The sequence below is a fragment of the Streptomyces sp. NPDC090083 genome, assembly GCF_044747445.1.
Taxonomy (GTDB): Bacteria; Actinomycetota; Actinomycetes; order Streptomycetales; family Streptomycetaceae; genus Streptomyces.
Genome location: NZ_JBIVED010000013.1, coordinates 126,447 through 145,640, shown reverse-complemented (window position 1 = coordinate 145,640; position 19,194 = coordinate 126,447). Strand labels below are relative to the sequence as shown.

21 protein-coding genes are annotated in these 19,194 nt (G+C 71.3%); 7 read left to right on the top strand and 14 right to left on the bottom strand.

Annotated elements, in window-relative coordinates; genetic code table 11:
* Window positions 1–103: 103 nt before the first annotated feature.
* Window positions 104–1,003 (top strand): endonuclease/exonuclease/phosphatase family protein, encoded by a 900-nt coding sequence (locus ACIPTO_RS35390; protein ID WP_366320430.1) that lies wholly within the window; start codon window positions 104–106, stop codon window positions 1,001–1,003.
* 70 nt (window positions 1,004–1,073) lie between these two features.
* On the opposite strand, the gene ACIPTO_RS35385 is transcribed toward ACIPTO_RS35390, so the two are convergent.
* The 5 genes from ACIPTO_RS35385 to ACIPTO_RS35365 form a co-directional block, all read right to left on the bottom strand.
* Window positions 1,074–2,036, bottom strand: a complete 963-nt coding sequence (locus tag ACIPTO_RS35385; protein ID WP_366320432.1) for an electron transfer flavoprotein subunit alpha/FixB family protein — start codon at window positions 2,034–2,036, stop codon at window positions 1,074–1,076.
* 55 nt (window positions 2,037–2,091) lie between these two features.
* Entirely contained in the window at window positions 2,092–2,880 is a 789-nt protein-coding gene (locus tag ACIPTO_RS35380; RefSeq protein WP_366320434.1) for an electron transfer flavoprotein subunit beta/FixA family protein, read from the bottom strand.
* Between the two features lie 243 nt (window positions 2,881–3,123).
* A complete protein-coding gene (locus tag ACIPTO_RS35375) occupies window positions 3,124–3,639 on the bottom strand; it encodes a flavin reductase family protein (RefSeq protein WP_401198890.1) in 516 nt (171 codons plus the stop codon).
* Between the two features lie 44 nt (window positions 3,640–3,683).
* Window positions 3,684–3,764: a putative leader peptide gene (locus ACIPTO_RS35370; protein ID WP_401199083.1), complete on the bottom strand. Its 81-nt coding sequence runs from the start codon at window positions 3,762–3,764 to the stop codon at window positions 3,684–3,686.
* Between the two features lie 83 nt (window positions 3,765–3,847).
* A complete protein-coding gene (locus tag ACIPTO_RS35365) occupies window positions 3,848–4,261 on the bottom strand; it encodes a thioredoxin family protein (protein WP_366320440.1) in 414 nt (137 codons plus the stop codon).
* A 75-nt stretch (window positions 4,262–4,336) separates the two neighbouring features.
* Between ACIPTO_RS35365 and ACIPTO_RS35360 the strand changes: the two genes are divergently transcribed.
* On the top strand, window positions 4,337–4,753 hold the full coding sequence (locus tag ACIPTO_RS35360) for a DUF4395 domain-containing protein (protein ID WP_366320442.1): 417 nt from the start codon (window positions 4,337–4,339) through the stop codon (window positions 4,751–4,753).
* 184 nt (window positions 4,754–4,937) lie between these two features.
* Window positions 4,938–5,666 (top strand): lysophospholipid acyltransferase family protein, encoded by a 729-nt coding sequence (locus ACIPTO_RS35355; protein ID WP_366320444.1) that lies wholly within the window; start codon window positions 4,938–4,940, stop codon window positions 5,664–5,666.
* Between the two features lie 4 nt (window positions 5,667–5,670).
* Here ACIPTO_RS35355 and ACIPTO_RS35350 read toward each other — a convergent pair whose 3' ends face one another.
* From ACIPTO_RS35350 to ACIPTO_RS35330, 5 genes are all read right to left on the bottom strand, one after another.
* Entirely contained in the window at window positions 5,671–6,363 is a 693-nt protein-coding gene (locus tag ACIPTO_RS35350) for a B3/4 domain-containing protein (RefSeq protein ID WP_401198887.1), read from the bottom strand.
* Entirely contained in the window at window positions 6,360–6,944 is a 585-nt protein-coding gene (locus ACIPTO_RS35345) for a transglutaminase domain-containing protein (protein ID WP_401198885.1), read from the bottom strand. Before ACIPTO_RS35345 ends, ACIPTO_RS35350 begins: the two co-directional genes overlap by 4 nt.
* A 91-nt stretch (window positions 6,945–7,035) precedes the next feature.
* A complete protein-coding gene (locus ACIPTO_RS35340; RefSeq protein WP_401198883.1) occupies window positions 7,036–8,115 on the bottom strand; it encodes a threonine aldolase family protein in 1,080 nt (359 codons plus the stop codon).
* Window positions 8,112–8,858 (bottom strand): SDR family NAD(P)-dependent oxidoreductase, encoded by a 747-nt coding sequence (locus ACIPTO_RS35335; RefSeq protein WP_401198881.1) that lies wholly within the window; start codon window positions 8,856–8,858, stop codon window positions 8,112–8,114. Before ACIPTO_RS35335 ends, ACIPTO_RS35340 begins: the two co-directional genes overlap by 4 nt.
* A gap of 38 nt (window positions 8,859–8,896) precedes the next feature.
* Window positions 8,897–10,294 carry a DUF6421 family protein gene (locus ACIPTO_RS35330; RefSeq protein WP_401198879.1) on the bottom strand — a complete coding sequence of 466 codons (1,398 nt, stop codon included), beginning with the start codon at window positions 10,292–10,294 and terminating at the stop codon, window positions 8,897–8,899.
* 417 nt (window positions 10,295–10,711) lie between these two features.
* On the opposite strand from ACIPTO_RS35330, the gene ACIPTO_RS35325 reads away from it, so the two are divergent.
* Window positions 10,712–11,395: a glycerophosphodiester phosphodiesterase family protein gene (locus ACIPTO_RS35325; protein WP_366320456.1), complete on the top strand. Its 684-nt coding sequence runs from the start codon at window positions 10,712–10,714 to the stop codon at window positions 11,393–11,395.
* A gap of 12 nt (window positions 11,396–11,407) precedes the next feature.
* Here the strand turns inward: ACIPTO_RS35325 and ACIPTO_RS35320 are convergent, their stop codons facing one another.
* Window positions 11,408–11,947 carry a GNAT family N-acetyltransferase gene (locus ACIPTO_RS35320; protein ID WP_366320458.1) on the bottom strand — a complete coding sequence of 180 codons (540 nt, stop codon included), beginning with the start codon at window positions 11,945–11,947 and terminating at the stop codon, window positions 11,408–11,410.
* 76 nt (window positions 11,948–12,023) lie between these two features.
* Between ACIPTO_RS35320 and ACIPTO_RS35315 the strand changes: the two genes are divergently transcribed.
* Complete coding sequence (locus ACIPTO_RS35315; RefSeq protein ID WP_401198876.1) at window positions 12,024–12,416, top strand: VOC family protein; 393 nt, start codon at window positions 12,024–12,026, stop codon at window positions 12,414–12,416.
* 97 nt (window positions 12,417–12,513) lie between these two features.
* The gene (locus ACIPTO_RS35310) at window positions 12,514–13,281 is read left to right on the top strand and encodes a VOC family protein (protein WP_401198874.1); all 768 of its coding nucleotides are present in this window, start codon (window positions 12,514–12,516) and stop codon (window positions 13,279–13,281) included.
* Window positions 13,282–13,303: 22 nt separating this feature from the next.
* Here ACIPTO_RS35310 and ACIPTO_RS35305 read toward each other — a convergent pair whose 3' ends face one another.
* From ACIPTO_RS35305 to ACIPTO_RS35295, 3 genes are all read right to left on the bottom strand, one after another.
* A complete protein-coding gene (locus ACIPTO_RS35305; RefSeq protein ID WP_401198872.1) occupies window positions 13,304–15,937 on the bottom strand; it encodes a cellulosome protein in 2,634 nt (877 codons plus the stop codon).
* A 118-nt stretch (window positions 15,938–16,055) separates the two neighbouring features.
* Window positions 16,056–16,628 (bottom strand): MarR family winged helix-turn-helix transcriptional regulator, encoded by a 573-nt coding sequence (locus ACIPTO_RS35300; protein ID WP_401198870.1) that lies wholly within the window; start codon window positions 16,626–16,628, stop codon window positions 16,056–16,058.
* Window positions 16,625–18,310: an FUSC family protein gene (locus ACIPTO_RS35295; protein ID WP_401198868.1), complete on the bottom strand. Its 1,686-nt coding sequence runs from the start codon at window positions 18,308–18,310 to the stop codon at window positions 16,625–16,627. Before ACIPTO_RS35295 ends, ACIPTO_RS35300 begins: the two co-directional genes overlap by 4 nt.
* Window positions 18,311–18,497: 187 nt before the next feature.
* On the opposite strand from ACIPTO_RS35295, the gene ACIPTO_RS35290 reads away from it, so the two are divergent.
* Window positions 18,498–19,079 carry a DUF5134 domain-containing protein gene (locus tag ACIPTO_RS35290; RefSeq protein WP_401198866.1) on the top strand — a complete coding sequence of 194 codons (582 nt, stop codon included), beginning with the start codon at window positions 18,498–18,500 and terminating at the stop codon, window positions 19,077–19,079.
* Window positions 19,080–19,194 lie beyond the last annotated feature (115 nt).

Below are 19,194 nucleotides of genomic sequence, written 5' to 3'. Positions count from 1 at the left end.
ACACCCTGTCCACGCCGTGAACCGTCGTGTCACTGCCGCCCCGAGGCCCTCTTCCGCCCGGCGCCGCGCACCCTCATCCTGACTCGCAAGGGGAGGGATGCACATGCCGACTGCCAGGACGGTGACCCGGCGCACGGGCCTGACCACACTGGTGGCCGCCGCCATCGCCCTGCCACTGATCGGAACCGTACGCGCCGCGTCCGTCCGGAAGGAGACCCGCCTGTTGGACGTCATGACGTTCAACCTGCGCTATGCCGACACCACCGAACCCAACAGCTGGAAGGTCCGCCGCCCGGTCATGCGCGACCTGCTGCTCCGCGCGGCCCCCGACGTCATCGGCACCCAGGAGGGCCTCTTCGCGCAGCTCCAGGACATCAAGCAGGACCTGGCGCCGCACTACGACTGGATCGGCGGCGGCCGCAAGGGCGGCAGCTTCGACGAGGAGACGGCGATCTTCTACGACACCCGCCGGCTCGCCCCCGTCGAGTACGACCAGTTCTGGCTCTCCGACACGCCCGCCGTGATCGGCTCGAACACCTGGGGAGGCGCCCACCCGCGCATCGCCACCTGGATCCGCTTCCGCGATCTCGGGGACGGCGGGCGGGAGTTCTACGTCCTCAACACCCACCTCGACAACGCGAGTCAGTACGCACGCGAGCGTGCCGCCACCCTCATCGCCGAACGCCTGGCCCGCCTGGACGGCTCCCTGCCGTTCGTGGTGACCGGCGACTTCAACACCGCCGCGTACACCACCTCGGTGTACTCCACGCTGCTGGCGGCGGGCCCGGGCCTCAGGGACACCTGGGACGCGGCGTCCGCGCGCGGGCAGCTCTACGGCAGCTTCCACGGCTACCGCGCGCTCGTTCCGGAGGGCCCCCGCATCGACTGGATCCTGGTCTCCCCCGGGATCACCGTGCGCCGGACGGCTCTGGACACCTTCTCGGAGAACAGCCAGTTCCCGAGCGACCACCTGCCCGTGCGGTCCACGATCAGCCTGGGGTGAGCGGGCCGGGGACACGCGAGAGGCCCCCGCGACCGCTCCGGTCGCAGGGGCCTCTCGGCATCCGGGGAGATCAGCCCTTGCGGGACTTGACCTCGTCGGTGAGCTGCGGGACGACGTCGAAGAGGTCGCCGACGACGCCGTAGTCGACGAGGTCGAAGATCGGGGCCTCGGCGTCCTTGTTGACGGCGACGATCGTCTTCGAGGTCTGCATGCCCGCGCGGTGCTGGATCGCGCCGGAGATGCCGTTGGCGATGTAGAGCTGCGGGGAGACGCTCTTGCCGGTCTGGCCGACCTGGTTGGAGTGCGGGTACCAGCCGGCGTCCACGGCGGCGCGGGAGGCGCCCACGGCCGCGCCGAGGGAGTCGGCGAGGGCCTCGATGATCGCGAAGTTGTCCGCGCCGTTCACCCCGCGTCCGCCGGAGACGACGATCGCGGCCTCGGTCAGCTCCGGGCGGCCGGTCGACTCGCGCGGGGTGCGCGCGGTGACCTTGGTGCCGGTGGCCTTGTCCGAGAAGGTGACCGCAAGGGCCTCGACCGCACCGGCGGCCGGGGCGGCCTCCACGGCGGCCGAGTTGGGCTTCACGGTGATGACCGGGGTGCCCTTGGAGACGCGGGTCTTGGTGGTGAAGGAGGCGGCGAACACCGACTGCGTGGCCACCGGGCCCTCGTCACCGGCCTCCAGGTCGACGGCGTCGGTGATGATGCCGGAGCCGATGCGTACGGCCAGGCGGGCGGCGATCTCCTTGCCCTCGGCGGAGGACGGCACCAGGACGGCGGCCGGGGAGACGGCGTCGTAGGCGGCCTGGAGGGCGTCGACCTTGGGGACGACGAGGTAGTCGGCGTATTCGGAGGCGTCGTGGGTGAGCACCTTCACCGCGCCGTGCTCGGCGAGCGCGGCGGCGGTGTTCTCCGCGCCGGCGCCGAGGGCGACCGCGACGGGCTCGCCGATACGGCGGGCCAGGGTCAGCAGCTCCAGGGTGGGCTTGCGGACGGCGCCGTCCACGTGGTCGACGTAGACGAGAACTTCAGCCATGGGAATGGTCTCCTGCGTGCGTGCGAAGTCTGAGGGGCGGTGGGCGGGTCGGGGCTCAGATGAACTTCTGGCCCGCGAGGAACTCGGCGAGCTGCTTGCCGCCCTCGCCCTCGTCCTTGACGATCGTGCCGGCGGTGCGCGCGGGGCGCTGGGCCGCGGAGTCGACGGCGGTCCAGGCGCCTGCGAGGCCGACCTCGTCGGTGTCGATCTCCAGGTCGGAGAGGTCCCAGGCCTCGACCGGCTTCTTCTTGGCGGCCATGATGCCCTTGAAGGACGGGTAACGCGCCTCGCCCGACTGGTCGGTGACCGACACGACGGCCGGCAGGGAGGCCTCAAGCTGCTCGGAGGCGGTGTCGCCGTCCCGGCGGCCCTTGACGACGCCGTCCTCGACGGAGACCTCGGAGAGCAGGGTGACCTGCGGGACGCCCAGCCGCTCGGCCAGCAGGGCGGGGATCACACCGGCGGTGCCGTCGGTGGAGGCCATGCCGGAGACGACCAGGTCGTAGCCGGCCTTCTCGATCGCCTTGGCCAGCACCAGGGAGGTGCCGATGGCGTCGGTGCCGTGCAGGTCGTCGTCCTCGACGTGGATCGCCTTGTCGGCGCCCATGGACAGCGCCTTGCGCAGGGCGTCCTTGGCGTCCTCCGGGCCCACGGTCAGGACGGTGATCTCCACGTCGTCGTCCGAGTTCTCGGAGATCTGCAGCGCCTGCTCGACCGCGTACTCGTCGAGCTCGGAGAGCAGACCGTCCACGTCGTCCCGGTCGACGGTCAGGTCATCGGCGAAGTGCCGGTCGCCAGTGGCGTCGGGCACGTACTTCACAGTGACAACGATCCTCAAGCTCACGCCGGCTCTCCTACTGCATCGTCATTTTCGGCTGCCTACTTCCAGGCAGCATAGGCGCCCTGAACGGCCGTTCCCGGTGGGGGCGACCGGTGCTCCCGACGAAATATTACTCGCCAGTACGCACCTCTACGCTCCCCCAACGGGTGCCCGCTAAGCAAGCGCTTTGAACTGTGACCTGTGCAACGCAGCGTAATCGGAACTCGACGCTTCCGCAGGGTGGCCCGTCACCCACCCGGAGTGGCCTCAGTCACGCAGTCCGTTGAAGCGCCCCTGGTGGTAGAGGAGCGGACGACCGGAGTTCGAGTGGTCCCCGAGGACGACCTCGGCCAGCACGATGCGATGGTCCCCCGCGGGCACCCGGGCGACGACCCGGCACACCAGCCAGGCGAGCACGCCGTCGAGGACCGGCACGCCGTCGGGACCGTCGTGCCAGACGGTGGGCGCCCCGAACCGGTCGGCGCCGCTGCGGGCGAAGGTGGCCGCGAGTTCCTCCTGGTGCTCACCCAGGACGTGGACGCCGACGTGACCGGCCTCGGCTATCGCGGGCCAGCTGGAGGCGCCGGTGCCGACCCCGAAGGACAGCATCGGGGGCGTGGCGGAGACGGAGCTGAGCGAGGTGGCGGTGAAGCCGACCGGGCCGTTCTCACCGCGCGCGGTGATCACCGCCACACCGGCCGCGTGCTGCCGGAAGGCGGACCTCAGCAGGTCGGGAGAGGCGTGCCGGGGAGTGCGGGTGCCGAGGTCGGGCGTGGCCGTCATGGACGTGTCCTTCTGCCGGGGGGACGGGCTGGGGCCGTGGCTGCTCAACAGCCCGGACAGCGCGCGCTCGCGGTGCGGGCCAGGTCGACGTGCACCCGTCCGTAGAGAAGGAGGTCCGAAGGCATACGGTCAGGCTGACGATAGGTGGCACGCACAGTCAAGTACGTTCCGGCATATGGGAGATGGCTCACCGTCATCGTCACAACCGTCAAACCGCCTCACCCAGAGCCGCGATGACGTCCGCCTTGCGGGGGAGGCCGGTGGCCCGCCGGACGACCCGCCCGTCGGCGTCCAGGACGAGCACGGTGGGGGTCTTCAGGATGTCGAGTTCCCGTACGAGGTCCAGGTGATCCTCGGCGTCGATCTCGATGTGGCTCACTCCCGGGACCATGCCGGCCACCTCGCCCAGCACCCGGCGTGTGGCCCGGCAGGGCGCGCAGAAGGCGCTGGAGAACTGCACCAGGGTGGCCTTCTCGCCGAGGTCGCCGCCCAGCTCGGCGGAGCCGAGCCGTTTCCCGCCGTCGCGCCCACGCACGCGTACTCTCCCGCTCCGCCGCCGATGCAGCACTCCGTAGGCGCTCGCCGCCGCGAGCACCACCACGCACACCACGAGTCCGGTCATCGGTCCTTCCAGCGTTCACGAGACTGCAAAGATTCCCGGTGCCCCGAATCCTTTCCGCTGCGGAATCCTTGATTCATGGACATCGACGCGAGAGGACCGCGCTTCGGGGCGGCCCTGACGACCGTAGTACTGGCGGTCGTGCTCATCACCGGCAGCTTCTGGCTGCTGGCCTGGCAGACCCTGGCGTTCGCGCTGGGCGCGGCGGGCGGCGTGGGCCGCTCCCCGTACGGCTGGCTGTTCCGGACGGCCGTACGGCCCCGGATCGGGCCGCCGACCGAGTTCGAGGCGCCGGAGCCGCCGCGGTTCGCGCAGGCGGTCGGGCTGGTCTTCGCCGGGGTGGGGCTGGTCGGCTTCGGCGCGGGTCCCGAGTGGCTGGGACTCGCGGCGACCGGGGCGGCACTCGCCGCAGCGTTCCTCAATGCCGCGTTCGGGTACTGCCTGGGGTGCGAGATGTACCTGCTCGCGCGGCGAGTGACAGTTCGCGCACAGTAAAGGAAACTTAAAAGACCGAGGTGGATCAAGCGATGGACGTGACGAGGATCTCGCCGTTCTGGGGCACGGGGACTGGCCACCCGTCCGTTCTTCGGGCACGATCTGCGCAATGCCGTAAACCTACGGCTGCGTAACTTCCCGCCCGGAGCACCCCTTCAGGCAGAGAGAAGGGTCCACCCCGTCCATGGCTGAGCTTGTCTACCGCCCCGTCATCGGTCTCGCCCAAACGCTGTTCAAGGCCTGGGACCTCAAGATCGACTGCAAGGGGTCGGAGAACATTCCGCGCTCGGGCGGCGCCGTGCTGGTCAGCAATCACATCAGCTACCTGGACTTCATCTTCGACGGCCTGGCCGCCCTGCCGCAGAAGCGCCTGGTGCGCTTCATGGCGAAGGAGTCGGTCTTCCGGCACAGGATCTCGGGACCGCTGATGCGCGGCATGAAGCACATCCCGGTGGACCGCAAGCAGGGCGAGACGGCGTACCAGCACGCGCTGCAGTCGCTGCGGTCCGGCGAGATCGTCGGCGTCTTCCCGGAGGCGACGATCTCGCAGTCCTTCACCCTGAAGAGCTTCAAGTCGGGTGCCGCGCGCATGGCGCAGGAGGCCGGCGTCCCGCTGATCCCGATGGCGCTGTGGGGCACCCAACGCCTGTGGACCAAGGGCCACCCGAAGAACTTCAAGCGCAGCCACACCCCGATCACCATCCGGGTCGGCGAGCCGGTGGAAGCCCCGCAGGACCAGTACGCGGGCGCGATCACCCGCCGTCTGCGCGAGCGCGTCCAGGAGCTGCTCGAAGCGGCCCAGCGCGCTTATCCGGTACGGCCCAAGGGCCCGGACGACACCTGGTGGATGCCGGCCCACCTCGGTGGCACCGCCCCTACCGCCGAAGAGGTCAAGGCCGCCGAGGCGCGCTGAGTCCTCACGCCGGGGCGTGGACGGTGATCCGCGCCCCGGGGCTGAACTTCCCGAGCAGTTCGGCGAGTTCGGCGCCCGCGGTCTCGACCTCGGCGACCGGCATCGGCGCCAGGCTCTCCAACAGGAAGACGGCGGACGTGGATTGCTCCGTCAGCCGGGTGCGCGGCCCCTGCCGCCAGTTCCAGCGGCGGCAGGTGACACCGGCCTCGTCCCGCCACACCACCTCGCCCGCGTCGGGATGCTCGACGACCTCCTCACCACCGGCGACGGTCACGAACTCCTCGTCCCCCACAGCCCGTTGAAGGACCATCCCGCCCTGGATGCGGTCGATGTCCTCGCCACCCACGGGGATCAGGTGCGCGACGCTGATGGCGTTGTAGAGGTCGACCAGCACGTTGATCCGGGGCAGCCCCGCGTCCGTCAGCGCCCTCTTGGCCAGCGCCTCCGCCGAGTTGCGCGTCCGCGACGGCTTGGACCCGAACGCCGTGTACACCTCGCGCCAGGTCGCCATGTGCGGGTCCTCGTGCGGCGCGCGCCCGTCCAGGCGGACGGCGAGCCGCCGGGCCGCGTCGTCGAGCAGCGCCGAACTCGCTTCGGTGCTGGGCCCGTTGACGAGTCCGTGGGCCTCGATCGCGACATGGGTGAACCCGGGCGCGAGGGCGCGGACCTCGTCGGACACGGTGAGCGTGAGCGTCATGACTTGCCTCGGAGTGCGGTCGGGAGCGTCTTCCAGAGATGCGGCCGGTCGGGGGCGGCCTTGAGGGCGCTCAGGACGGCCGGGTGCGGTTCAGCGTACAGCACCGGATAGTCCATCTCATTGAACTCCGGGTCGGGCACGAAGGCCAGCCGCTCCCCGTCGAGCGAGAACTGCGCGTCCACGCCCGGTTTGTTGCCGCGCGGATCCTGCCGGTGCCAGGCCCCGTTGAACCGCACGGCCACCAGCCCGTGCACCACGTCGAACTTCTGATAGCAGAACGCCGTCGGAATGTCCTCCGCGCGCAGCAGCGCGGCCAGCGCGTGGGCCTTGGCGTAGCAGATCCCGGTGCCCTGCTCCAGGACGTCGGAGGCCCGCCAGGTGACGCGCGGATCACCGGAGTCCTGGGAGTGCGGAATGGCGTCGCGCACGAACTCGAACGCCAGTCGCGCATACCCATACGAGTCGGCGGCATCCCTGGCCAGTCGCGCGGCCGTCTCCCGAACCCGGGGGTGGTCGTGGTCGATGACCTCGTCGGCGGCCAAGTAGGCGGAGAGGTCGGGGGTGTTCTGGATCAGCTCCATGGCTGCAGAGCATAGGAAAGCGATCACCCGACAGTCAATGACTTTTCAGGTGACCGCATACCTATGCATGAGGGATTCCGTGCCGTCCAACCTAGCGGGCCATCTCCTCCTTGAGCGCTGCCACGAACGCGTCCACGTCGTCCTCGGTCGTGTCGAAGCCGCACATCCAGCGGACGTCTCCGGCCGCCTCGTCCCAGAAGTAGAAGCGGAAGCGCTTCTGCAGGCGCTCGCTCACGTCGTGCGGGAGGCGGGCGAAGACGCCGTTGGCCTGCACGGGATAGAGGATCTCCACGCCGTGCACCGCGCGCACCCCCTCGGCGAGGCGCTGGGCCATCTCGTTGGCGTGCCGGGCGTTGCGCAGCCACAGGTCCTTGGCGAACAGCGCCTCCAACTGCACGGAGACGAAGCGCATCTTGGAGGCGAGCTGCATGGACAGCTTGCGCAGGTGCTTCATGTGGCTGACGGCGTCCTGGTTGATGACGACGACCGCCTCACCGAAGATCGCGCCGTTCTTCGTCCCTCCCAGGGAGAGGATGTCGACGCCGACCGCGTTGGTGAACGTCCGCATCGGGACGTCCAGGGAGGCGGCGGCGTTGGCTATCCGTGAGCCGTCGAGGTGGACCTTCATCCCGTGCGCGTGGGCGTGGTCGCAGATCGCGCGGATCTCGTCGGGCGTGTACAGGGTGCCGAGTTCGGTGCTCTGGGTGATCGAGACGACCTGCGGCATCGCGCGGTGCTCGTCGTCCCAGCCGAAGGCCTGCCGGTCGATCAGCTCGGGCGTGAGCTTGCCGTCCGGGGTCGCCACCGTGAGGAGCTTCAGGCCGCCCATGCGCTCGGGGGCGCCGCCCTCGTCGACGTTGATGTGGGCGCTCTCGGCGCAGATCACCGCGCCCCAGCGGTCGGTGACCGCCTGGAGGGCGACGACGTTCGCGCCGGTCCCGTTGAAGACCGGGAACGCCTCGGCCGCGGCCCCGAAGTGGCTGCGGATGATGCCCTGGAGGTTTTCCGTGTAGTCGTCCTCGCCGTAGGCGACCTGGTGGCCGCCGTTGGCGAGGGCGAGCGCGGCGAGGACCTCCGGGTGGGCGCCGGCGTAGTTGTCGCTGGCGAAACCGCGGATCTCCGGGTCGTGATGGCGACGGGCCTGCGTGAAGGGAGCCTTCGGAGGGTTCACGGCTTCTCGGTCAGCCACAGACGGTTTCCGTTCACTTCGGTGGCGGGCTTGTCCCAGACGCCGGCGATGGCCTCGGCGAGGTCCTTGACGTCGGTGAAGCCGGCGAACTTGGCGTTCGGGCGTTCGGCGCGCATCGCGTCGTGCACCAGCGCCTTGACCACCATGACGGCGGCGGCGGAGCTGGGCCCGTCCTCGCCGCCGGCCTTGCGGTAGCCGTCGGCCATGGCGAGGGTCCAGGCCTCGGCGGCGGCCTTGGACGCGGAGTACGCCGCGTTGCCCGCCGTGGGCTTGCTCGCGCCCGCCGCGCTGATCAGGAGGTAGCGTCCGCGGTCGCTGCGCTCCAGGCCGTCGTAGAAGGCCAGGGAGGTGTGCTGGACGGTGCGGATGAGGAGTTTCTCCAGCAGGTCCCAGTCGGCGAGGTCGGTGTCACCGAAGGACGCGCTGCCGCGCCAGCCGCCGACGAGGTGGACCAGTCCGTCGACGCGGCCGAAGTCCTTCTCGATGTGCTCGGCCCACTCGCGCGTCGCCTGCGGGTCGAGCAGGTCGACGGTGTCCCCCACGACGGTGGCGCCGCCGTGCGCGTAGCGGGCCGCGTCCACGGCCTCCGCCAGTCGTTCGGGATGCGCGTCCGCCCCGACGACGGTCGCACCCGCCTCGGCCAGCCGCAGCAGCACGGCCCGGCCCGCGGGCCCGCCCGCTCCCGCGACCGCGATCACCGCGCCGTCCAGCGCCCCGTTCCCCATGGTCCTCGCCTCCTGAGCCACTTCGGTCGTACGGCCGCTCACGCGGCGATCCGCTCTGCGCTCTCCGCCGTGATGCCCCGCGTGGAGGCGATCACGTTCTTCAGCTTCTTGGAGAGGGCCTCATAGAACATGCTCAGCGGAAACTCGTCCGGAAGCACGTCATCCACGAGTTTCCGCGGCGGCAGACTCAGGTCCAGCGCGTCCGGGCCCTTGGCCCAGCGGGAGCCGGGGTGCGGGGCGAGGTAGGTCGCGACCAGCTCGTAGGCCTTGAACCAGTGGACGAGCTTGGGGCGGTCGATGCCCGCGCGGTAGAGGTCCTCGATCTCGGCGCACAGCTGGTTGGTGACCTCGGGGGCGCGCTGCCAGTCGATGTGCAGGGTGTTGTCGGTCCAGCGGACGACGTCGTGCTTGTGGAGGTAGGCGAAGAGGAGCTGGCCGCCGAGTCCGTCGTAGTTGCGGACGCGTTCGCCGGTGACCGGGAAGCGGAACATGCGGTCGAAGAGGACCGCGTACTGCACGTCACGGGCCTGCGGGACGCCGTCGGCCTCCAGCTTCACGGCCTCCTTGAAGGCGGTGAGGTCGCAGCGCAGCTCTTCGAGGCCGTACATCCAGAACGGCTGGCGCTGCTTGATCATGAACGGGTCGAAGGGCAGGTCGCCGTGGCTGTGGGTGCGGTCGTGGACCATGTCCCACAGGACGAAGGCCTCTTCGCAGCGCTTCTGGTCGTCGACCATCGCGGCGACGTCCTCGGGCAGGCTCATGCCGAGGATGCCGACGGCGGCCTCGGTGACGCGGCGGAAGCGGGCAGCCTCGCGATCACAGAAGATGCCGCCCCAGGAGAATCGTTCCGGCGCCTGCCGTACGGCGATGGTCTCCGGGAAGAGGACGGCCGAGTTGGTGTCGTAGCCGGAGGTGAAGTCCTCGAAGGTGATGCCGCAGAACAGCGGGTTGTCGTAGCGGGTCGCCTCCAGCTCGGCCAGCCAGTCGGGCCAGACCATGCGCAGGACGACCGCTTCGAGGTTGCGGTCCGGGTTGCCGTTCTGCGTGTACATGGGGAAGACGACCAGGTGCTGGAGTCCGTCCCGGCGGTTCGCGGCGGGCTGGAAGGCCAGCAGCGAGTCGAGGAAGTCGGGCACCTGGAAGCCGTCGTCGGCCCACCGGCCCAGATCCCCGGCGAGCGCGGCGTGGTAGGCGGCGTCGTGTGGGAGCAGCGGGGAGAGCTCCTCCACCGCGCCGGTCACCCGGCGCACGGCCTCCTCGGCCTCCGCGCGGGCCGGTGCGCCCTCGGCCGCGAAGTCGATCGAGCCGTCCTTCGACTGCCATGGCCGGATCCGCTCCACGGCATCCTTGAGCACGGGCCACGCCGGATGCTCCACCACCCTGGTCATGGGAGGAAGCCCCTGCTCCGAACCCACCTGCACAAGAATTTCCGTCATGTCCCATCCTCCACGGGAGAACCTCGCGTATGGACACCGTATGCGTTCATGGATTCCCCTAGCAAGGCAAGGCTCCGGAAATTATCCTGCACCCCTTGCTCGCCACCGCTCTTTTTCCTGCCGGACACATGGAAGGCGATTACTTCCGCCGTAGCGGGGTAGATAGGTCAACCCTCCACGATCACGGGCCACCGGGGACCGGTTTCGGTCAGGGCCCGGCGGACCCGTCCACGGCCGAGCCTCGGCGGCGCGCGGTGCGGCGCGGAAACACCTCGGCCATCACCCGCGATCCCCCGTGTACGCACGGGTACATCGCCGGGCCCGGCCATTAGGCTGCGGCTCTGCCGCGTGGACGCCGGTGTCCGGCCGCGCTCACGCGCGCATGCCGAGCCGCTGTCGACGGAAGAGAGTTGAACCTTGAACTTCCTTACCATCGGTCACCGCGGAGTCATGGGTCTCGAACCCGAGAACACGCTCCGCTCCTTCGTCGCCGCCGAGCAGGCCGGCCTCGATGTCATCGAACTCGATCTGCATCTGAGCCAGGACGGCGCCCTCGTCGTCATGCACGACGCCGACGTGGACCGCACGACCGACGGGACCGGTCCGATCGCCGGGCGGACCCTCGACGAGCTGCGCACCCTGGACGCGGGCCGCGGCGAGCGCGTCCCCGTCCTCGAAGAGGTCCTGGACGCGGTCCAGTCGCCGATCCAGGCCGAGATCAAGGACCTGGCGGCGGCGCGGGCACTGGCCGAGGTCATGCAGCGGCGCAACCTCGTCGAGCGGGTCGAGGTGTCCTCGTTCCACGACGAGGCGATCGTCGAGATCGCCCGCCTGGTGCCCGGCGTACGGACCGCGCTGATCGCCAGCCGCTTCGGCCCCGACGTGGTGGAGCGCGCCACCGAGGCCGGTGCCGGGACGGTCTGCCTCAACATCCGGCGCCTCACCCTGGAGGTCGTCGAGGCGGCCCGCAAGGCGGACCTGAAGATCATCGGCTGGGTGGTGAACACCCAGGACCAGCTGCGCCTCGTCCGCGCCCTGGGCCTGGACGGCGCGACCACCGACTACCCGGAGATCAAACGCACCGGCCGCTTCACGGCGTGACACCCGTGACGGCTAAGCGAGTTCCTTGACCAGCAGCTCGAACCGCAGGTCGTCGCGCTGCGGAATGCCGAACCGCTCGTCGCCGTACGGGAACGGGGTCATCCGGCCCGTACGGCGATAGCCGCGCCGCTCGTACCAGGCGATGAGGTCGTCCCGCACGGAGATCACGGTCATGTGCATCTCCCGCACCCCCCAGGTCTCCCGCGCCGTGCGCTCCGCCTCCGCGATGATGACCTTGCCGAGCCCCGCGCCCTGGAGCCGCGGGCTGACGGCGAACATCCCGAAGTAGGCGTGCTCACCGCGGTGTTCGAGCTGGCAGCAGGCGACCACACGGCCCTCGCGCTCGACGGCGAGCAGCCGGCTGTCGTCCGACTTGATGACCGCGAGCACGCCCTCGGGATCGGTCCGCTGCCCTTCGAGGATGTCCGCCTCGGTGGTCCAGCCGGCCCGGCTGGCGTCTCCCCGGTACGCCGACTCGATCAGCACGACGAGGGCGTCCACATCGGCGTCGGTGGCGTCGCGGAAGGTCAGTCCGGTGGCGGCGGTGTCCATGGTGCACAACTCCGATCAGGGCGCGGCTCAGGCAGAGAAGAGGGTAACGCGGCCCGTGCCACTAGGCTCCGGCCGCATGGTCCACGTACTGAGCAGCCGCGTTCTGCTGCGCCCCACCGATCCCGACCGCTCCCGCGCCTTCTACGGCGAGCGGTTGGCCCTGCCCGTCTCCCGCGAGTTCGGCACCGGCCCGGAGCGCGGAACCGTCTACTTCCTCGGCGGCGGCTTCCTGGAGGTCTCCGGCCGCTCCACCGCCCCGCCCTCCCCCGCCGTACAGCTGTGGCTCCAGGTCGAGGACGCGGATGCCGCGCACGAGGAGCTGCTGGCGAAGGGCGTCGAGATCGTCCGGCCACCGCTGAAGGAACCCTGGGGCCTGGTCGAGATGTGGATCGCGGACCCGGACGGCACCCGGATCGTCCTGGTGGAGGTACCGAAGGACCACCCGCTGCGCCACCGCCCGGGCATCTAGCCCTACGACGGCCGGGGCGCCCCTTCCGCGCCGGATGGCCGGGGTCGCGGGCCGGGCATAGCGTGCTGGGTGGGGAACCCTCCGCGGAAGGAACGCCATGAAGCTCGAAAGGCCGGTGCCCGGCGGACCCTGCTGGACCGAACTGGGGACCAGTGATCCGGCGGCGGCCAAGGAGTTCTACTCGGCCGTGCTCGGCTGGCGTCCGGAGACCGATCCCCGGCCGGAGGCGGGCGGCTACACGGTCGCGCACGTCGGGGACGCGGCGGTGGCCGCGCTGACCCCGCTGTTCCAGGAGACGCAGCCGGTGGCGTGGAACGTGTCCTTCGCGGTGACGGACTCCGACGCGACGGCGGAGACGGTGCGGGCGGCGGGCGGGACGCTGCTGATGGAACCCGTCGACGTGTTCGACATCGGGCGCTTCGCGGTCGCCCTCGACCCGGGCGGCGCGGTGTTCCAGATGTGGCAGGCGCGGACCTTCCCGGGCGCCGGACTGTTCAACGCGCCCGGCGCGCTGGGCTGGGTGGAGCTGCTGACCCGGGCGCCCGAGCGCTCGGAGGTCTTCTACACGACGGTGTTCGGCTGGACGGTCCGCCCCTCGGAGCACTACCCGCAGTGGGGCATCGACGGCGCCGACTTCGGCGGCATGATGACGATGGACGCGAAGTTCCCGCCGGAGGTGACGCCGCACTGGCTGCCGTACTTCGCGGTGGCCGATGTCGATGCCACCGCCGCCGCGGCGTCCGGCGCGGGCGGCACGGTGCTGATGGAGCCGACGTCCATCGCCGGCGTGCGCCGGATCGCGGTGCTGCGGGATCCGCAGGGCGCGGTGTTCGGGGTGTACGCGGCGGGCGACGCGGGGCACTGAGCCACCCGCCCGCGTCCCGTGCTCAGGCCAGCGGTGTCACCGTCACGGTGTCAATGACCGGTGCGTACGCGCTGCGTTGGCCGTACTGGTTCCTGGAGTGGCCGTCGTGGTCGGGGAGTTCGTCGGCCGTGAAGGTGAGGGTGTTGGTGCCCTCGTCGAGGGTGACGGGGACCGAGAGGGTGTGGAAGTTGTTGAAGTGGAAGGTGGTCGGGAACAGCACGCGCAGCGGGGCGCCCCCGTTGACCGCGATGTCCGCGTGCCGGCAGACCGGGTCCGGGTTGTAGTGGGTGGCGGGCGCCTGCTCGCCGTTGGAGTAGCGGATCGTGAGCGCGTGCCGACCGCTCCGCTCCGCCGTCACGGCGAGCGTGAGCGCGTTCGCGGGGCCGCGGCCGATGCCGTCGACCGCCTTGCCGCCCGTGGCGAAGGTGTGGGCGCCGGTGACGCGCGCGCCACCGGTCGTGGTGCCGTCCTCGGCCGGACAGGTCGAGGCGGGGAGGAGGCCTCGTGAGGCGCCTACCTGGAGGCGGTCCAGGACGAGGAGGTCCGAAGTGGCGGTGACGGTGACCTTGTTGATGCCCGCCGCGAGGAACAGCGGAACGCCTGATCGTTCGACACCCCCCGCGTTCCCTCCTTCCACGGTCCTCACGTCCTCTCCGCCCACCGACCCCACGTTCTCGCCGTTGACGGTCAACTCGCCCTCCCCCGGGCCGATCCGGTCGACGGTCACGGTCGCTTCCCCGTCGTCCGCCGCGTGCACCCAGAAGGTGGCGGTGCCGCCCCGGGGCAGTACGGCGGCGCCGGGACCCGAGGCGCCGCGCCGCCCGTGGTCGACGCGCGCGCCGCCGCCGAGGGCCGCGAACTCCGCGTCGTACAGCGCGGGCCCGGTCACCCGGTCGTCGCGCAGGGCGAGGTCGATCCGGTCGACGACCGCGTCGCCGCGTGTGACCCCGAGGTCGGGGTCCTCGGCGGCGAGGGTGATCGTGTGCGCGCCGGCGGTCAGTTCGACCCGGGTGTCGGTGTGGCCCCACACGGCCCACTTGTAGCCGAGCGGCAGCCGGAGTTCCCGCGGGGCGTCGCCGTCGACGCGGAGGAAGACGTTGGTGGGGCCCTGTTCGCGCACCGCGTCGGCCAGGTTGCAGGAGTTGGCGAAGACCCGCACGTCATACGTCCCGTCCTGCGGGACCTCCACGGAGAAGACGAGCACGCCGTCGGAGCCGGTCCGCAGTCCGCCGACGTGGTAGCCGGTCGAGCCCGCGAACCTGTCGACGTCGGACGGGGATCCCTCGGGCCCGTTCAGGGAATGCCCGTCACCGATGTAGGCGGCGTCCTCCGCCTGGTACGAGCGCCGCCAGCCGACCGAAGGGGGCAGTGCCGTCGCCCCGTTGCCGCCCGGGGACAGGATCACCTGGTACGCCGACATCTCGTCCAGGCCGGTCAGACGGAGCGTCACCGTACCGTCCACGACGGCGAGTTCCTGATCGGCGAGTCTCAACGGCTGCGCGGAGGCGCCGACTTGGCCGGTCCAGGGGATCTCCAGGAGCCGCGTGTGGACGGTCGTACCGAAGATCTCGGGGTCCACGTGCTCGAAGACGACGTCCGCCGAGCCGCCCGCACCCCCGAGCAGGGCCCGTGCCTGGCGCTTGGCGCGGTCGAGGGCGGCGACGCCCTGGAGCGTGTACTGGACGTTGGGGTGAGGGGCGTGGACCTGGACCGTGTGTCCGGTGAACTGGCCGTAGGCGTTGAACAACCACCACTGGCCGTTGCCCTTGTTGGCCTCCACCACCGAGTCGTTGAGGTTGCCGTCGATGTTCCAGTACGCCATGTCGGCGTCGACCTTGGACTCCTCGATCGCGGCGATCCACTGGATCATCTGGCCCGGCACGGACAAGTGGTAGTTGTGGGCGTACTCGTTGATGTTGACCGGCAGCGGGCCGATGCCCAACTCCCGCTCCAGCGCACGGTACTTGGCCACGCTCGTGCGGATCGCGTCGGGCGTGGTCAGCTCGTGCCAGGTGACGACGTCGGGCAGGACGTCCTCGGCCTCGGCGAACTCCAGGAAGCCCCGGACCTCGTCGTACAGGAGGCAGGTGTTGGGGCCGGCGATGCGGGCGCCCGGGTCGAGTTCCTTGATCAGGCGGTGGATGTCGCGCCAGGCGGTGAAGTAGTGGTGCGGGTCGGTGCGCCAGGAGGTCCGGTCGTAGCTCCACTCCTCCGTCCCGAACATGTTGCCCTCGGGTTCGTTGAACGGGACGTAGACGACATGGGCGCGGTACGCGCCGAGCGTCAGCACCTGCTCCACCTGGCGGCGGATGCGCGCGGTGAAGTCGGCGAGGCGTTCGGCACCGGTGGCGCCGGGCCATTCGTAGGGGAAGCCGCGGTAGATGTCGCTCATGTAGACGTAGACGTCCCGGCCGCCCGCCTCGACGAAGGGGCGCAGGATCTCCAGGGCGTCGGCACCCGGGTGCTGGACGCCGTCCTGGGCCTTGGTGGCGACCGTGCGGACGTACATGCCCTCGACGGCGGCGCGGGTGGGGACGCCGTCGCCGTACAGGCCGTACAGCGTGCCGCTCGCGCCGCCGTGGAAGGGGCCCGTGTCGGTGCCGAGGTCGATGGTGAGCTTCGCGGAAACGGGCGCGGCGGAGGCTTCGGCTGCCACGGCATCAATCCCTTGTTCGACATCCCGTACGTCAGCCGGTTTCCCGAACCGACCTGGTCGAACGTAGAGAGATCACCCGGTTCGCGTCAACGGTCCCCCGGCGCCCGCGCGGGGCCGCTCAGACGCGGAGCATGCCCATCCGGCCTTCCAGCTGGACCAGCAACTCACCCAGCCGGGACGCGAGTTCGTCCTGCGCGGGATGGTCGAGACCGGCGAGCACGGTCGTCTCGTAGGCGAGCTGCTCGGGCAGGATCGCGTCGACGAGCTCGCGGCCCGCGTCCGTCAGGCGGACGTGGGCGACGCGCCGGTCACGGGTGTCGCCGCGCCGCTCGACCAGCCCGCGTTCGGTCAGCAGCTTGAGGCGTTTGGTGACGGCGGCGCCCGAGGAGAAGGTCTCCCGGGTCAGCTCGCTCGGCGTCAGCTCGTGCCCGGTGCGGCGGAGCGCGCCGAGCAGGTCGAACTCGGGGCGGCTGAGCCCGGCCCGGCGCAGCGGCGCGTCCTCGGCCTGCTGGAGCAGGGCGGCGCACCGGTTGATCCGGCCGATGATCTCCATCGGGCCGGTGTCGAGGTCGGGGTGCACGGCCTGCCACTGCCCGACGACGGCGGCGACGGTGTCACCCCGGGTCGTACCCGGAGGGACCGGGCGGGCCGCGCCGTCCCCGTCGACCGGCCGTCCGTTCATCGCCGTCATCCCCGTACGCCCTCCGTCTTTCCGTCCGTGCGCCGATCCGCGGCCGGCCAGGAGTGCGACTCCCGGCGTCGTACCGTCGCGGCGAGCGTACGGTGTCCGGACCGCTCGGCGAACACGACCCGCTCCTGCGGCAGCGCGCGCTGCCACCACTCGCCGGACGCGGCGTCGACGGTGGCCCGCAGCTCGACCAGCGCGGCGGCGAGCACTCGATGCGCGGATTCCAGGGTTCCGGGCGCGGGAGCGGGCTCCGCCAGGAGGCGCGCGGCCCGCTCACGGGCCCGTTCCACGGCGGTCAGCGCCTCCTCGATACGGTCCGTCGCCCGCCGGTTGGTGACGACGGCCGCGGCGGCGAGGCCGACCAGCGCGCCGACGAGGGTGTCGACGATCCGCTCGGTGATCAGCTCACCGGGCTGCTGGGCCCGCGCGAACTCCGTGATGAGCAGGGCCATCGGGGTCACACAGACGCTGCCGAGCCAGTAGTTGCGGCCGATCAGCGCCTCGGCGCCGAAGTTGAGGGCGAGGCAGCACAGCACGAGGGCCGCCGGGTGGGCGTGCGCGAACGGCACGACCGCGGCGAACACGAGCACGCCCGCGAGGTTGCCGACGACCCGCTGCACGCCACGGCCCCAGGTCAGGGTGATGTTGGCCTGGTAGAGGGAGGCGGCGGTGACCAGCGCCCAGTAGGGGCGGCCGACGCCGAGCGCGAGCGAGACGTACCCGGCGAGCGCGCAGCCGATCGCCGTGCGCAGCACGAGCGGGGTCAGCGGGCCGAGCCGGGTCCACAACGGCCGCGCGGGGGCGTCGAGTTCGGCGTCCACACCGAGCAGTTCGGTCACGGCCGCGTCGTCCGCCCGCGGGACCGGTCCCGTGCCGCGCAGGTCGCGGGCCCAGGCGCGCAGCCGCTCCGGGTCGGCGTCCGCGGGCGCGGCGAGCGCGACCTCGGCGCGGACCACCAGGCGTTCGAGAGCGCGCCGGGGCGCGGTGCGGGCGCCGGTCGCGAGGAGGGACTGCCAGGCGGCGTGGACGGCCGCCGCCGCGGCGGCACGCGCGCGTGCGTGCGCGGCGTCCTCGGCGCGGGGTGCGTCGGCGTAGGCCGCGGCCGCGTTCAGCGCGTGGGCGGTGGCCCGGCGCTCGGGGCCGTGGGGCCGGACGAGGGCGGGGGCCATGCCGACGAGCCAGGCCCAGGCGCCCGCGACGGCGGCCAGGGCGAGGTGACCGGGGACCTGGCCGAGCGTCTGGGGCGCGAAGAGCGAGGCGGAGCTGATGAAGGCGAGGACGACATTGCCGGGCGGGCCGATCCGGGTCGCGTCGCACAGCCCCTTCTGTACGGCGGCCAGAACGGCGCCGACCGTGACGAGCACGACGGCGTTGGTGGTCAGGGAGGCGGTGACCAGCGCGACGGCGAGGCCGCCGATCATGCCGAGCACCACCCAGACCAGGGCGCGGGCCCGGGCGGCGTACGGCTTGTTGTGGGCGTAGAGCGCGCACAGGGAGCCGGCCATCGTGTACATCGCGAGGTCGAGGCGGCCGAGGGCCAGCAGGGTCAGGTTGGGCGGCGCGACCGAGGCGACCGCGCTGAGCGCGGGCTTGAACCAGATGTCGGAGGGCCGACCGAGGCGCAGCACACCGGCGAGCGGAAGGCGTCGGACGCGTCGGGCGGGGGCGGAGGTCGCACTGCTCATGACGCATAAGCTTAGCAGGTGTTTTACTCGTAAAGCATTTATGTGGACCCGGCCACGGCGCCCGGCCGACCTGCGCGCTCCGTCCAGTGCTCCCCACGTACTCCGTTGCGCTCGGTTGCGCCCCGTGCGGCACGGGCATCCTGTGACCGAACGTCGACGGAGAGCGATGTCCGGGACGGAACGGGGGATGCGCGTGCATGGTGGACCGGCTTCGCCCGGCTGGCTGCTGGTCGCGCTGTGCGCGGCGACCGGCGCCTACTGCCTGCTGCGGATGCGCAGCCCCGTCGAGGAGCAGCGCCGGGCCGCGGGCGGCGAGGCGCTGATGGGCTTCGGCATGGCCGCGATGGCCGTGCCCGCCGCCGTGTTCACCCCGCCGCCGTGGACGTGGCCCGTCTACGCGGGGGTGTTCGGCGCCGCCGCGCTGCGCGCCCTGTGGGGCGCCCGCAGAACCCCGCACCACCTGCACCACCTCCTGGGCACCGCGGCCATGGTCTACATGGCGCTCGCGATGGCCGCCTCGCCCGCGCACCACCACGAGCACGGCGACTCCGGCATCCCGCTCGTCACCGGCCTGCTGCTGCTCTACTTCGTGGGCTACGTGCTGTTGTCGGGCATCCGGCTGGTACCCGTCACCGGCACGGTCGGCGGTGTGGTCGGCGGCACGGTCGGCGGGCGCGGGAGCGTCGGGTGGGGCGACCGGCCGGAGGTGGCGCGGGCGTGCCGGCTGTCGATGGGGATCGCCATGGTCGCGATGCTGCTGACGCTCTGAACCGGGAGCGAGGCAGGCACCTCCGGAGGAGGCGGGAAGCGGAAGGACCTGACGGCACGGATGCCGTTGTACGAAAGCGTGGTCTGCGTCACTTTGCCGTGACAAGCCGTACCCC